Origin of the sequence: Acinetobacter sp. YH12105 (genome assembly GCF_013419095.1) — a bacterium.
Lineage (GTDB): Bacteria > Pseudomonadota > Gammaproteobacteria > Pseudomonadales > Moraxellaceae > Acinetobacter > Acinetobacter pseudolwoffii.
Genome location: NZ_VPAU01000001.1, coordinates 352,461 through 365,257 on the forward strand (window position 1 = coordinate 352,461; position 12,797 = coordinate 365,257).

The window sequence follows — 12,797 nt, forward strand, 5'->3', positions numbered from 1 at the left end:
CTTGGCTGACTTTGTGTTAAGGAGCTCCACTCAAACTGGTTTTGCTAGGTATCAACACAGATATACAGCAATCAATAAGCAATCATCGCCCCAATACCCATGTCGGTTTTATATGCGCTATTAATGATTTTCAATTCTTTAAATTTCGTTGATTTTATCACGCGTACTTTCTAAGCAAACTCGCATTTTCCAAGAAAAACTACCGCTTTCGACTTATTGTATTTTTATGCAGATATAAAAAAAGCCCCACAAAGTGGAGCTTCTTTATAATTCGTTACCGAATTATTGAGCAGCAGCCTGAGCAGCAGCAACTTCTTCTGCGAAACTCATTTCAGCTTTCTTCTCGATACCTTCACCAACTTCGAAACGAACGAATTCAGCTACAGTAGTACCTGTTGCTTTAAGAACGTCAGCAACTTTCTTGTCGTTGTCGATTACGTACATTTGACGCTCAAGAACAACTTCGTTCAAGTATTTCTCAACAGAACCCACAACCATCTTCTCAACGATGTTTGCTGGCTTGCCAGATTCAAGTGCTTTCGCTTCAGCAATTTCTTTCTCTTTCGCGATAAGCTCAGCAGAAACGCCTTCAGCATTTACAGCGACTGGGTTGAACGCAGCAACGTGCATTGCCAAGCCTTTACCAGTTGCTTCATCACCAGTATAAGAAACAACAACACCGATACGAAGACCGTGTTTGTAAACTGCAAGGTTAGCACCTTCAACAATTTTCGCACGACGTACTTGGATGTTTTCACCGATTTTTTGAACAAGAGCGATACGCGCTTCTTCTACAGTTGCACCATCTTCTAGTTTCAATTCAGCGATTTGAGCAGGATCAGTTACGTTTGCAGCAAGTGCAGCAGCCGCAACTTTCGCAGAGAAACCAGCAAAGTTTTCATCTTTTGCAACGAAGTCAGTCTGGCAGTTTACTTCTAAAAGAAGTGCTTTGTTGCCTTCTTGAGCAATCGTGATCGCGCCATCAGCAGCGATGTTACCCGCTTTTTTAGCAGCTTTCGCTTGACCAGATTTACGTAGGTTATCGATCGCTAATTCAACGTCGCCGCCCGCCTCTGTCAAAGCTTTTTTACATTCCATCATTGCAAGACCAGTACGATCGCGCAATTCTTTAACCATGCTTGCTGTAACTGCAGTCATGTTTATCTCCTAAATTCGGTAGAAAATGAATTCTTTTTAGAACAGAAACGGCCCAGAGGAGTTCTCATGGGCCGCCTGCATACATAACGCTTACTTTGCCACCATCACATGTCGCAAAAATGACAAGCTTGCGTCAAACGCATTAAGCCTCAGAAGCTGGAGCTTCTTCTGCTTTAGCTTGTGCATTCGCTTGTGATTGAGCATATTCTTTACCAGCAAGAATCGCATCAGCCATAGCAGAAGCATACAGTGTTACTGCACGGATCGCATCATCGTTACCCGGAATAACGTAATCTACGTTGTCTGGGTTAGAGTTTGTATCAACGATACCGATTACAGGAATACCAAGGTTCTTTGCTTCTTTGATTGCAATTGCTTCGTGATCAACGTCGATTACGAATAATGCGTCAGGTAAACCACCCATGTTTTTCACGCCGCCAAGACCGCGTTCAAGTTTTTCCATCTCACGAGTACGTTCTAAAGCTTCACGTTTAGTTAGCTTAAGGAAAGTACCGTCTTGAGATTGAGTTTGAAGGTCTTTTAGACGGTTGATAGATTGGCGAAGTGTTTTCCAGTTCGTCAACATACCACCTAACCAGCGGTGATCAACATATGGTTGACCAGCACGTTGCGCTTGTTCACGGATGATTGCAGAAGCTGCGCGCTTAGTACCAACAAACAAAACTTTGTTCTTTTTGCTCGCCAAGTTGTTAGCAAAGTTCAAAGCATCATTTAACGCAGGAACAGTGTGCTCAAGGTTGATGATGTGAATTTTGTTACGCGCACCAAAGATGTAATCGCGCATTTTTGGGTTCCAAAAACGTGTTTGGTGACCAAAGTGTGCGCCTGCTTGTAGAAGGTCGCGCATGCCTACGTTGTAATCTGCCATTTTCTTTACCTTAAAGTTTGGGTTAGGCCTCCATATACCCGCATTCTCCACCCAAGGGATTGCTGTCATTTTATCAGTGGTTGCGACAGAGGACATTTTTTAGCGATACAAGGCATGAATAGTGAGATTTAACATTCTAAATAAACTATTCATAACGCAGTAGCGTCAAAAAACGTCCCTATCCCGAAGGGTTGTAGCTAAAATCCCCTCATACTTCGTTATGAAACTCGATAAGGGAATACCATTACCATCGTTTCATGCCTCGCATGACGAAATTTTAGCTGACAACGCAACTCACATATAAAGTGACAACAATCCCTAGAAGCACCCAGAGTAATGTGTCGATATATGTGCGGATTTTTTGCCCCATCGCACAAAGCCCGTGAAATTTATTCACGAAAAAGCATTTGATAAAATGGGCGGCTATTTATACCATAGTCACACACAAATTTCCAAAAGTTTTTAGAGATCATGAACAACACTTACCAAGCGCCACGTCGACTTATCAAAACCCCTGACGAAATTGAAAAAATGCGTGTGGCAGGGCGACTGGCGGCAGAAGTATTGGATATGATCAAACCGCATATTGTTCCAGGTGTTACTACGCTAGAACTTGATACGATTTGTCATGACTATATTGTTAACCAACAACAAGCCATTCCAGCCTGCTTAGGTTATGGTGCAGCACCAGGTCGGCCTGCTTTCCAGCATGTGATTTGCACTTCTGTGAATCATGTGGTGTGTCACGGCATTCCATCGGATAGCAAAAAGTTGAAAAAAGGTGACATTCTGAATATCGATGTCACTGTGATTAAAGATGGCTATCATGGAGATACCAACATGATGTACATCGTCGGTGGTGAAACGTCTATTCTTGCTAACCGTCTATGTAAAGTAGCGCAAGAAGCCATGTACCGGGGTATTGAAACTGTAAAACCAGGGTCAACCATTGGCGATATTGGCCACGTGATTCAAAAATATGTCGAATCTGAACGTTTTGGTGTGGTACGTGAATATTGTGGTCATGGAATTGGCACGACTTTCCATGACGAACCGCAAGTATTGCATTACGGCCAGCCAGATACCGGGATGATTTTAGAAGAAGGCATGACTTTTACCATTGAGCCTATGGTGAATGGTGGCGACTGGAAAACCAAATTACTGGGTGATAAATGGACGGTGGTCACCAAAGACCATTCATTGTCAGCACAATATGAACATACCCTGCTCGTCACTAAAACAGGGGTTGAAATCTTAACCGCGCGTCCGGATGAAGATCTGTCACGCTTTAATAAATAAGTACCAAGACAACACCACAAAATGGTCACTATAAAGTGGCCATTTTTAGTTTATATTGACTGGCTTATGGGGGTTTACTGGATAACTCAAGCCTTTTAACTGTTGTCCCTTGGCATCGGAGTTCAAGATAAAGCTCTGCAAGTACACCATTTTTTCCTCAAAGTTTTCCAAATTCTTTTGCCCCATGCCTCGCATTTTAAGCTAAGATAATGTGCTTTTTATTTTTTAATCCCTATAAGAAGGAATACTGCCGTGGACGTACGTCTCTCTGATCGTGTAAATGCCATCAAACCGTCCCCAACGCTTGCTGTGACCAACAAAGCTGCTGAATTAAAAGCTGCAGGTCATAATGTTATTGGTTTGGGCGCAGGTGAGCCAGATTTTGATACACCGCAACACATCAAAGATGCAGCAATTGCAGCGATTAACAACGGTTTCACCAAATACACCGCTGTTGACGGTACGCCAGGTCTTAAAAAAGCCATTATTGCTAAATTGAAACGTGACAATAACCTAGACTACGCAGCAAACCAGATTCTGGTTTCTTGTGGTGGTAAACAATCATTCTTTAACCTGTCTTTGGCTTTGTTGAACAAAGGTGATGAAGTTATCATTCCTGCACCTTTCTGGGTCAGCTACCCGGATATGGTGATCATCGCTGAAGGCGTACCTGTGATTGTGAAATGTGGTGAAGAACAGCGTTTCAAAATCACACCTGAGCAACTAGAAGCTGCGATCACTGACAAAACACGTTTAGTGGTATTGAACAGTCCCTCTAACCCGACTGGCATGATCTACACCAAAGAAGAACTTCTTGCTTTGGCTGAGGTACTGCGTAAATACCCTGAAGTATTCATCGCGTCTGATGACATGTATGAACCGATTCGTTGGGAAGATGAGTTCTATAACATCGCCACTGTTGCACCAGACCTGTATGACCGCACAATCGTGTTAAACGGTGTATCTAAAGCCTATGCAATGACTGGCTGGCGTATTGGCTATGCAGCGGGCCCTGCTAAACTGATCGGTGCGATGAAAAAAATCCAGTCACAATCCACTTCAAATCCAACTTCAATTTCACAAGTTGCTGCCGAAGCTGCATTGAATGGTCCTCAAGATGTTCTTGAGCCAATGATTGAAGCATTCAAACGTCGTCATGACCTGGTTGTGAAAGGCTTGAATGACATCAATGGTATTTCTTGCTTACCTGCGGATGGTGCATTCTATGCATACGCAAACATCAAGCCGTTGATTCGTGCCAAAGGTTTGAAATCTTGCACAGAATTCTCTGCTTGGTTACTGGAAGAAACTGGCGTTGCCGTTGTTCCTGGCGATGCATTCGGTCTGGGCGGTTTCATGCGTATTTCTTATGCAACTGCAGATGAAGTGTTGGTTGATGCACTTGCGCGCATCAAGAAAGCTGCTGATTCAATCGAAGGCGTTGACGCCGCAATTGCTTCAATCGAAGCTGAAAAAGCTGCACAATAATCAATTCGCTTGATTTAAAAACCCGCGTTGATCGCGGGTTTTTTTATGCCATTCCAAGCTGCTTTTGATAACGTATTTTAAGCAGATCAAACAAATGATCGCAGCCAAAGTGTATGCCACACATAGCATTGATCGAAATTCCTGAATATCTAAAGTATCTCTATTTCCGGTAGAAATAGCACTCTCCTGCTATCTGCAATAGCATTGAAAAAATAAATATTTTAACCACAATAACTTTTAACCCTCCAAGATAACAATTACCTTCGGCAACATCTCATTAAAAAATATGTCACTTGCTATTATTGATGTTTCACTTTTAAATAAAATCGAAACAGCTAAAGAATAATCACAGGAAAAGCAGAATGAATCCAAAAGAAATGAACGGTTTGGCCTTATTACAAGCGATGCGAGATGGGAAAATTCCCGCTCCAAGCATTAGCGAAACCATGTCGATGCAACCTGCCGTTATCCAAAGCGGATACGTAGAATTTAAAGTCAAAGCCGATCACCGACATTTAAATCCGCTTGGTGGCGTGCATGGTGGTTTTGCAGCAACTGTTTTAGACACGGTGACAGGCTGTGCGATTCATACTTTACTCGAAGCAGGGGTCGGTTATGGCACGATTGATCTGAATGTTAAAATGTGCCGACCGATTCCTCAAGACCAGCAGCTTAAAGCGACCGGACAATTAATTAACCTCAGTAAAAATCTGGGTATTGCTGAAGGTCGGATTCTGGATGAAGAAGGCCGTTTATATGCCCATGCCACTGCGACCTGTATGATTATTCGCCCTGAATAACCAAGAGAACCTATGGCCAGCATTCAATCGATGACCTAAGCAATATTGCCCTTCGTCTGTCCGGCTTGAACACAAGCGATCTGTGGTCGGCTTAAGCCCTGAAACTCAAAATAATGCTTGGACACATTGGCCAGCTCTACATCTTGTATTTGCGCTGTCGATGCCTGCCAAGCTTTGGATTGATTGGTACCGGTCAAAAGATTACCTGAAATGGCATAGATATATAATTCTTTGCTTTGCTCTTTCAGATAATCGGCATTCAAAAACACTTCAAAGCTAAATTGACGTTCAGTTTCTACCAACCATTTTTCTGCAAACCACAATTGCAGCAAATCACCTAGATACAAGGACTGTTGCGCCAAGGGCCATAGCTTGATATGAGCATCTGTAACAGGAATATAATACTGTGCTGGATCTGCAATAATCTGCAGATAGTTTTCTTGATAATAAGTGAGTTGAGAGAAAATTTGAGGGATGCTGAGCGTATTCATTCGCTGTCTCCGGTTTAGCCATTTTTGTGCTGGCAAGTAGGTTTAAATCCACACTGTTTGACCATTTGGTCAAACGACTTTATGGTTTTAATCTAGCAAGTGAAATTTATTCTGACAAGTATTTTTCGTAAAATTTATGCAATTGTCTAAATTAAAAACAGACAGGCTGAATTTGTTATAAATATGACAGTTTTTGCTTGACCCCTGTCAAAATCCCTCTATAATCGCTTTCAGATTCTCCAATAGCTCAGTCGGTAGAGCGACGGACTGTTAATCCGCAGGTCCCTGGTTCGAGCCCAGGTTGGAGAGCCAAATACTAAAAAGCCCACTCATAACGAAGTGGGCTTTTTTTCGTTTAATATTTTATAAAACAAGCCTGAATGATTTCAGGCTCGTTTTGGCTTAATCCATTACATTAAAAGCCAAGGTATATTTATAACGCTTTAAATCATTCTTTTTTATGTCGAAAGGCTGCTGATAATCAATTTTCATTAAGTACTGGCCTTTTTCCTGCATATTAAAGTTGAGTAACCCTTGCGCATCTGTTGTGAGCGCTTTATAGATTTTTTTATCACGACTAAAATCTGTCGTTTGTGCCAAAATCTCAACGTTTAAATTCGCAACTCCTTTTTTATCATCCAGTACTTTCAATTGAATCGCTTGAGATTTTTTAAATGCATTTGGATGCGTGATAAATTGAACATCAAAGCCAGCATGGATATGCTGAATGACCTGATTCGACGTCACACGCCGTGAGACAAAGGTTTCAATAATATCGATAGTCTGCACAGTTTTCTGTGGCATGTTTTTCTTCAGCGCTTGCTGATAAATCACATTTTGATTGGCGGCTTGATTGGCTTTTGGAACAGCACTTAGAACCATTTTCCATTTTTGAGCAACCTGTGCATACTTTAGGCTATTCCCCTGTTTCTCGCCACGAATCCGATAGGTACCCTCTTGTTTATTTTCCAGACTATAACTACTTAGGGTTTGTGTTTTGGTCCATGCATCATCTGCAAGATAAATCTTTTGGCCTGTAGGCGTATGATAATGAAACTTAAAGTTTTTAATCGCCACTTCCGAGGCAAATGGATTGTCATAAAAGCCAGATACAATCGCGGTGTGATTGTTAAAAGTTTGATAACTTAGTGGGGCAACATAAGGATAGTGTGCAAAGGCTGTACTGCTGATCACTCCCAAGATCAAAAAAGGCATGACTTTTACCAGCTTATTCATTATTTCATCATCGTTATTAAGAAATCTGCTGTATTTTATGGATTAAGTCTGTAGATGTAAATAATTCTCATTTATATATTTGCTCTGGATATAAAAAATCCCCCATGAATGGAGGATTTTTAAATGTTCACTGCAATTAAGCCGCTTGAGCCGGAACACCGCTATGGAAACGGAAAGTGTCATCTGGTGTCAGAATCAGCTGCTTTTCAACGTTACGAATATGATCAATCCGGCTTTGAATATCCTCTTGCGGATTTTTCAATTTTGCCGTGGTCGCCACATCCATCGCCAAAGCCAGATAGTCCTCAAAGTGACGAGATTCAGACTTAAGCAAGTAACGGTAATAACGTGCCAACTCATCATCCACACGCGAAGCCAGCGCGTAGAAACGCTCACAAGAGCGTGCTTCCACAAAAGCACCAATCACCAAGACATCAATCAAGGCTTCAGGTTCAAAAGTCCGGATTTCTTTGCGCAAGCCACCGGCATAACGCCCTGCACTCAAATTCTGCCAGGCCTGACCGCGCTTGTTCATCAGTTCAAGCACTTGTTCATAATGCAGCATTTCTTCACGCACTAACTGCGCAAGCTTCACCTGTAAATCGACAAAGTAACTATAGCGAAACATCAGGTTCATGGCCGTGCTGGCTGCTTTTTTCTCACAATTAGCATGATCTTGCATCAAGATTTCAAGATTTTCGACTGCCACATTCAGCCATGCCTTGGGCGTTTCACACCCCAGGAAAGCAATCACCGGCTGCATCAGTTCATCATAATTAATATTTGACATAACGATTCTGATCTTAACGTGCTGACTTAATCACAGCTTTCATTTGCTGAACAGCTTGTGCCAGACCTACAAATACAGCATCTGCAATTAATGAGTGGCCAATATTAAGTTCATGAATTTGTGGAATCGCCGCAATTGGCGTTACATTATCGAGGTTTAAACCATGACCGGCATTCACTACCAGACCTTTCGATGCGGCATATTCAGCGCCTTTAATAATGCGCTCAAGCTCAGTCTGCTGGGCTTCAGGCGTTTCTGCATCGGCATAAGCCCCAGTATGAATCTCGATGGTCGGTGCACCACAAGCAACTGCTGCATCAATTTGGGCAAAGTCGGCATCAATAAACAAAGACACATCACAACCAATCGCCGCCAGTTCTTGCGTGGCTGCTTTGACTGATTCGAAATGGGTCACCACATCCAGACCACCTTCAGTGGTGACTTCCTGACGTTTTTCAGGGACAAAACAGACATGATGCGGTTTAATTTCCTTGGCAAAAGCGACCATCTCATCTGTTACCGCCAGCTCGAGGTTCATACGGGTTTTCAGTGCAGGACGCATACGACGCACATCTTCATCCTGAATGTGACGACGGTCTTCACGCAAGTGCAAGGTAATGCCCTCTGCCCCGGCCTGCTCACAGATCAATGCAGCATTGACTGGGTCTGGGTACGTTGTACCACGTGCTTGTCTTAATGTTGCGACATGGTCAATATTGACACCAAGTAATGCAGCCATAATCTTTTCCTAACTACGTTTGAGATTGAGAGTTTTGAATCCAGAGTTGCCGACTTTTTAATGGCCGATCACCCAATAAGGCCGTGATCACCTGTCGATACAGTTTCGTCAACAATTGTAACTGTTCCGGATTAAAATCCCCACCATTTTCATGATCTAGCATACTTAAAATCTGCTGACCTGACATGGTAGAGCGTAATGCTTTGGCCGATGGCATAAAACCGGCATTGAGCTGAAAATAATAGTGTTGTAACGGATCGATTTGTACCTGATGAGCATCTAGGGAAAAATCCAGACCATAACCGAGTTCTTCCAGCAAGATATGTTCAAATTGCCGCAAAATCTGTTTTAAGTATAAATTGGGATTAGATTGTTCTGATAATTGCTGCAATGCAGTTAATGTCTCTGCATATTTGGCAAAGGTTTGCGGCATTTCCACTTCTAGGGGGCACAAACGCAACAGGACTTCATTCAGATAAAAGCCTGAAAAAAAGGCATCGCCAAAAAAGAAAATCGGCTGATTGACAATTTCCAGTTTGGTAAAGTTTTTGAGTTCTGATTTTCCGGTGGCTTGCAAACTGATGGGCTGATATTGCGGCGGCGGTGTTTGCCGGAGAATGCCATCCATACGACCGTATTCCTGGGTAAATAAATGCACAATATGGCTGCGCTCACGGTACTTACGATGATGAATCAAATAACCATGCAGTACTTCGTTACGCATAAGCGGACACTTTAATCCTTATCTTTTTTTGATTTTTTATCATCGTCGTCATCTCCATCCGGGATGACTGCGCCCACAACAGCCGCAGTGCCTTTGACTGCGACTTTTGTGGTTTTATAAGCCACCTTGACAGGAACCGTGACCACTTTATGGATACAGCCTTGCAAGAATAAAACACATGCAAGCACTGCCAACACTTTCATCATCACGAAATTCCTTAAAGGGGCTTATTAATTTTATAACTTAGATATCGCTATAACCTAAGCTTTTTAGTGCACGTTCATCATCAGACCAGCCGCCTTTGACTTTCACCCAAAGGGTCAGCATGATTTTCTGTTCGAACATTTTTTCCATGTCGAGACGTGCATCCATACCGATTTTTTTCAGCTTAACGCCTTTCTCACCAATCACAATGGCTTTCTGGCTCGGACGATCGACAAAAATCGTAGCATCAATATAGGTACAGGCCGGCTTCATACGACCAGTCTTTTCATTCATCACTGGCTGTTCAGTTTTGAATGATTCAATCTGCACGGTTAAATCATAGGGCAGTTCTTCACCCAGCTGACGCATGATTTTTTCACGAATAATTTCAGAAGCCAGGAAACGTTCTGAACGGTCAGTTAATTGATCCAGGGAGTACAATGGCGGCTGGAACGGAAGATACTTGGCAATCGTGTCACGTAAATGCTCAAGATTGGCACCACGAAGTGCAGAAACAGGTACGATTTCCGCAAAGTTCATCAGCTTTTCGCGCTCACGAATCAGTGGTAAAGCTTCGTTCTTGTTCTCAAAAGTATCTAATTTGTTGATCACCAGAATCACCGGCATTTCAGCATTTTTCAGCTTTTCCAGTACCAGATCATCATTCGGCGTCCACTTCTGTGCATCCACCACAAACAAAACCAGATTCACATCACGTAAAGCCGAATGGGCAGCACGGTTCATCATTTTATTGATGGCACGTACTTCCTTTTTATGCATCCCCGGCGTATCCACGAATACCGCCTGAGACTTTTCACGCGAATCAATCCCGACAATTTTATGCCGTGTGGTTTGCGGTTTACGTGAGGTAATTGAGAGTTTCTGACCCAAAATATGGTTCATTAAGGTAGATTTACCCACATTCGGGCGACCTACAATAGCGACAAAACCACTGCGATAATCCGACGGAATTTCGGTGCCTTGTGCGCTAAAAAATTGATTTACCAGGTCGTGACTGTCGCTTTGCGACTCGTGATCAGCATCAATGTGATCGGAATGAGTAGTCATTAAGACTTATGCTCCAAAAGTTTTAAAATATCTGCCGCAACGGCTTGTTCAGCAAAACGTCGGCTGGCGCCTTCACCTTGCATGGTCGGTAATCCCTCAATCTCACATTCCACTTTAAAATGCTGATTAGGGGCATCACCTTGAATATCTACAACCTCGTAAACTGGGAGAGGTTTCTTACGTGCTTGTAGATACTCTTGTAAACGTGATTTAGGGTCTTTAAGCTGATCGGTCGGCTCAATATGATCCAAATACGGTTCATACCATTTTAACACAATCGGTTCTAACACAGTGAGATCAGCGCAATCCACATAGATTGCGCCAATAATGGCTTCTACAGTATCTGCCAGTATAGACTCGCGATGATGACCGCCAGATTTCAATTCACCGGTACTGAGAATTAAATTCTGACTGAGTTTTAAATCATTGGCGATTTTCCCCAATGCTTCCTGTCGAACCAAGGTGGCACGCATACGCGTCAGCCGGCCTTCGTTTTCGCTTGGGTAGGCAGTGAAGAGATAATTCGCAATGATCATCCCTAAAAGAGAATCGCCTAGAAATTCTAGGCGTTCATAGTTTTGTTTATGACTGACTGAACGATGGGTCAGTGCCAGCTTGAGCAGTTCAGCTTGTTTAAACTGATAACCGATCCGTCTGGCAAGACGCTCATCATTGAGTTTTGACTGCGCTTTGATCAAAATTTTTCTCAAACTTCATCACTAAATCGATATTCATTATGAAATTTTTACGAATTTCATAATTCTTGTGTACCTGCAAACCATCGGTATGGGTAACTTTGGCAATTTCATCAAACTTCAGATCGCGAATATTATTCATTGATAAACGCTGATCCATCTGCTGACGAAATTTTTCTGGTGTTATATTGGCTGGCGCACTTTTTAACAGCGCCTCAATCTCACCATCGACCATACGATCATCAAAGTAGGGTCCCCACACTGCAATCGCTACTTTGGCGAGAAATGCAAACCCCACGATTGCAAATAAAATCCCAATATACGAAGCACCTTGTTGATGTCTCATTTTTTATTTTCCTGATTGAAACAATTAATCGATTGTCCCGTTGCGACCAAACGATGGCAATTTAAAGCCAGGTTCTTTATGCATCCATATATAGAATGCACGACCTGTTAAGTTTTCTTCCGGAACAAGCCCCCAGAAACGGCTGTCAGCACTCTGATCGCGATTATCCCCCATCGCAAAGTAATGACCTTCTGGCACCTTTACTTCCCAATATAAACCATTTTCACTTGAATATTTACCATTTTCCACAAAGTTAATATAAGGCGCCTGACGCGCGACATTGACCCCTTCCAGCTCACGCATGGTAAAGCTATGCTGACCTAAAGTTTCTTTATGATAAATGGCATTGGGTGTATCCAGACGATCTTTTTCACGGCTAAATTCCACTGGAACTTTCGCTACTTGTTCACCATTGATGCTCAACTGACCATGATCATAGACAATATGATCACCGGGTAAACCAATAATACGCTTGATATAACTGATGGTCGGTTGTGGTGGATAACGGAATACTGCCACATCGCCACGCTCTGGACTACCAGTATCAATAATTTTAGTGTTGACCATAGGCAGTTTCACGCCATAGTCAAATTTATTCACCAGAATAAAGTCCCCAGTTTCCAGGGTTGGCACCATTGAATCCGATGGAATATTAAACGGTTCAAACAAGAACGAACGCAGCACCAGTACAATCGTCAGTACTGGCCAAAAGTCATAAGCCCAGGTAATGATAAAATTTTCATTGCCCTTGCCGCGAGTTTGTCTTTGTTTCAGGACAAACTTGTCAAGCAACCACAGTGCGACAAAAAACAGCGTCGCAGGAACAAGAATCAAATTAAAATCAAAATCCATGGGCTTATATCCTTATTC

The 12,797-nt window shown here is 42.6% G+C and carries 15 protein-coding genes and 1 tRNA gene; 4 read left to right on the forward strand and 12 right to left on the reverse strand.

The window, feature by feature from the left end; translation table 11 throughout:
* Nucleotides 1-282: 282 nt before the first annotated feature.
* Complete coding sequence (gene tsf, locus FTU44_RS01825) at nucleotides 283-1,158, reverse strand: translation elongation factor Ts (RefSeq protein WP_005097533.1); 876 nt, start codon at nucleotides 1,156-1,158, stop codon at nucleotides 283-285.
* A 142-nt stretch (nucleotides 1,159-1,300) separates the two neighbouring features.
* Nucleotides 1,301-2,047 (reverse strand): 30S ribosomal protein S2, encoded by a 747-nt coding sequence (gene rpsB / locus FTU44_RS01830; RefSeq protein ID WP_005097534.1) that lies wholly within the window; start codon nucleotides 2,045-2,047, stop codon nucleotides 1,301-1,303.
* A 471-nt stretch (nucleotides 2,048-2,518) separates the two neighbouring features.
* Here rpsB and map point away from each other — a divergent pair, with 471 nt between their 5' ends.
* The 3 genes from map (at nucleotide 2,519) to FTU44_RS01845 (ending at nucleotide 5,634) form a co-directional block, all read left to right on the forward strand.
* The gene (gene map, locus FTU44_RS01835) at nucleotides 2,519-3,346 is read left to right on the forward strand and encodes a type I methionyl aminopeptidase (protein WP_005097535.1); all 828 of its coding nucleotides are present in this window, start codon (nucleotides 2,519-2,521) and stop codon (nucleotides 3,344-3,346) included.
* 252 nt (nucleotides 3,347-3,598) lie between these two features.
* Nucleotides 3,599-4,834 (forward strand): pyridoxal phosphate-dependent aminotransferase, encoded by a 1,236-nt coding sequence (locus FTU44_RS01840; RefSeq protein ID WP_159516067.1) that lies wholly within the window; start codon nucleotides 3,599-3,601, stop codon nucleotides 4,832-4,834.
* A gap of 362 nt (nucleotides 4,835-5,196) precedes the next feature.
* A complete protein-coding gene (locus tag FTU44_RS01845; RefSeq protein ID WP_180049275.1) occupies nucleotides 5,197-5,634 on the forward strand; it encodes a PaaI family thioesterase in 438 nt (145 codons plus the stop codon).
* A 35-nt stretch (nucleotides 5,635-5,669) separates the two neighbouring features.
* Here the strand turns inward: FTU44_RS01845 and FTU44_RS01850 are convergent, their stop codons facing one another.
* Nucleotides 5,670-6,125 (reverse strand): hypothetical protein, encoded by a 456-nt coding sequence (locus FTU44_RS01850; protein ID WP_005170144.1) that lies wholly within the window; start codon nucleotides 6,123-6,125, stop codon nucleotides 5,670-5,672.
* A 236-nt stretch (nucleotides 6,126-6,361) separates the two neighbouring features.
* On the opposite strand from FTU44_RS01850, the gene FTU44_RS01855 reads away from it, so the two are divergent.
* Nucleotides 6,362-6,437 (forward strand) — tRNA-Asn (locus tag FTU44_RS01855).
* Between the two features lie 90 nt (nucleotides 6,438-6,527).
* On the opposite strand, the gene FTU44_RS01860 is transcribed toward FTU44_RS01855, so the two are convergent.
* From FTU44_RS01860 to lepB, 9 genes are all read right to left on the reverse strand, one after another.
* Nucleotides 6,528-7,361 (reverse strand): DUF4198 domain-containing protein, encoded by an 834-nt coding sequence (locus FTU44_RS01860; protein ID WP_180049277.1) that lies wholly within the window; start codon nucleotides 7,359-7,361, stop codon nucleotides 6,528-6,530.
* Between the two features lie 136 nt (nucleotides 7,362-7,497).
* Nucleotides 7,498-8,151, reverse strand: coding sequence for a tRNA-(ms[2]io[6]A)-hydroxylase (locus tag FTU44_RS01865; RefSeq protein WP_159138194.1), 654 nt, complete (start codon nucleotides 8,149-8,151; stop codon nucleotides 7,498-7,500).
* A gap of 13 nt (nucleotides 8,152-8,164) precedes the next feature.
* The gene (gene pdxJ, locus FTU44_RS01870) at nucleotides 8,165-8,890 is read right to left on the reverse strand and encodes a pyridoxine 5'-phosphate synthase (protein ID WP_159516068.1); all 726 of its coding nucleotides are present in this window, start codon (nucleotides 8,888-8,890) and stop codon (nucleotides 8,165-8,167) included.
* 13 nt (nucleotides 8,891-8,903) lie between these two features.
* The gene (locus FTU44_RS01875) at nucleotides 8,904-9,614 is read right to left on the reverse strand and encodes a DNA repair protein RecO (RefSeq protein WP_074383331.1); all 711 of its coding nucleotides are present in this window, start codon (nucleotides 9,612-9,614) and stop codon (nucleotides 8,904-8,906) included.
* Between the two features lie 11 nt (nucleotides 9,615-9,625).
* Complete coding sequence (locus FTU44_RS01880; RefSeq protein ID WP_005097547.1) at nucleotides 9,626-9,820, reverse strand: NF038104 family lipoprotein; 195 nt, start codon at nucleotides 9,818-9,820, stop codon at nucleotides 9,626-9,628.
* 37 nt (nucleotides 9,821-9,857) lie between these two features.
* Entirely contained in the window at nucleotides 9,858-10,886 is a 1,029-nt protein-coding gene (gene era, locus FTU44_RS01885; RefSeq protein WP_005097549.1) for a GTPase Era, read from the reverse strand.
* A complete protein-coding gene (gene rnc, locus FTU44_RS01890) occupies nucleotides 10,886-11,584 on the reverse strand; it encodes a ribonuclease III (RefSeq protein ID WP_159138197.1) in 699 nt (232 codons plus the stop codon). Before rnc ends, era begins: the two co-directional genes overlap by 1 nt.
* Nucleotides 11,556-11,927 carry a DUF4845 domain-containing protein gene (locus FTU44_RS01895; RefSeq protein ID WP_005097553.1) on the reverse strand — a complete coding sequence of 124 codons (372 nt, stop codon included), beginning with the start codon at nucleotides 11,925-11,927 and terminating at the stop codon, nucleotides 11,556-11,558. Before FTU44_RS01895 ends, rnc begins: the two co-directional genes overlap by 29 nt.
* Before the next feature lie 24 nt (nucleotides 11,928-11,951).
* On the reverse strand, nucleotides 11,952-12,779 hold the full coding sequence (gene lepB / locus FTU44_RS01900; protein ID WP_005097555.1) for a signal peptidase I: 828 nt from the start codon (nucleotides 12,777-12,779) through the stop codon (nucleotides 11,952-11,954).
* Nucleotides 12,780-12,797: the final 18 nt, after the last annotated feature.

Coding starts and splice junctions, on each gene's coding strand:
- tsf (WP_005097533.1), bottom strand. CDS start 1,158: ATGACTGCAGTTACAGCAAGCATGGTTAAAGAATTGCGCGATCGTACT.
- rpsB (WP_005097534.1), bottom strand. CDS start 2,047: ATGGCAGATTACAACGTAGGCATGCGCGACCTTCTACAAGCAGGCGCA.
- map (WP_005097535.1), top strand. CDS start 2,519: ATGAACAACACTTACCAAGCGCCACGTCGACTTATCAAAACCCCTGAC.
- FTU44_RS01845 (WP_180049275.1), top strand. CDS start 5,197: ATGAATCCAAAAGAAATGAACGGTTTGGCCTTATTACAAGCGATGCGA.
- FTU44_RS01850 (WP_005170144.1), bottom strand. CDS start 6,125: ATGAATACGCTCAGCATCCCTCAAATTTTCTCTCAACTCACTTATTAT.
- FTU44_RS01860 (WP_180049277.1), bottom strand. CDS start 7,361: ATGAATAAGCTGGTAAAAGTCATGCCTTTTTTGATCTTGGGAGTGATC.
- FTU44_RS01865 (WP_159138194.1), bottom strand. CDS start 8,151: ATGTCAAATATTAATTATGATGAACTGATGCAGCCGGTGATTGCTTTC.
- pdxJ (WP_159516068.1), bottom strand. CDS start 8,890: ATGGCTGCATTACTTGGTGTCAATATTGACCATGTCGCAACATTAAGA.
- FTU44_RS01875 (WP_074383331.1), bottom strand. CDS start 9,614: ATGCGTAACGAAGTACTGCATGGTTATTTGATTCATCATCGTAAGTAC.
- FTU44_RS01880 (WP_005097547.1), bottom strand. CDS start 9,820: ATGATGAAAGTGTTGGCAGTGCTTGCATGTGTTTTATTCTTGCAAGGC.
- era (WP_005097549.1), bottom strand. CDS start 10,886: ATGACTACTCATTCCGATCACATTGATGCTGATCACGAGTCGCAAAGC.
- FTU44_RS01895 (WP_005097553.1), bottom strand. CDS start 11,927: ATGAGACATCAACAAGGTGCTTCGTATATTGGGATTTTATTTGCAATC.
- lepB (WP_005097555.1), bottom strand. CDS start 12,779: ATGGATTTTGATTTTAATTTGATTCTTGTTCCTGCGACGCTGTTTTTT.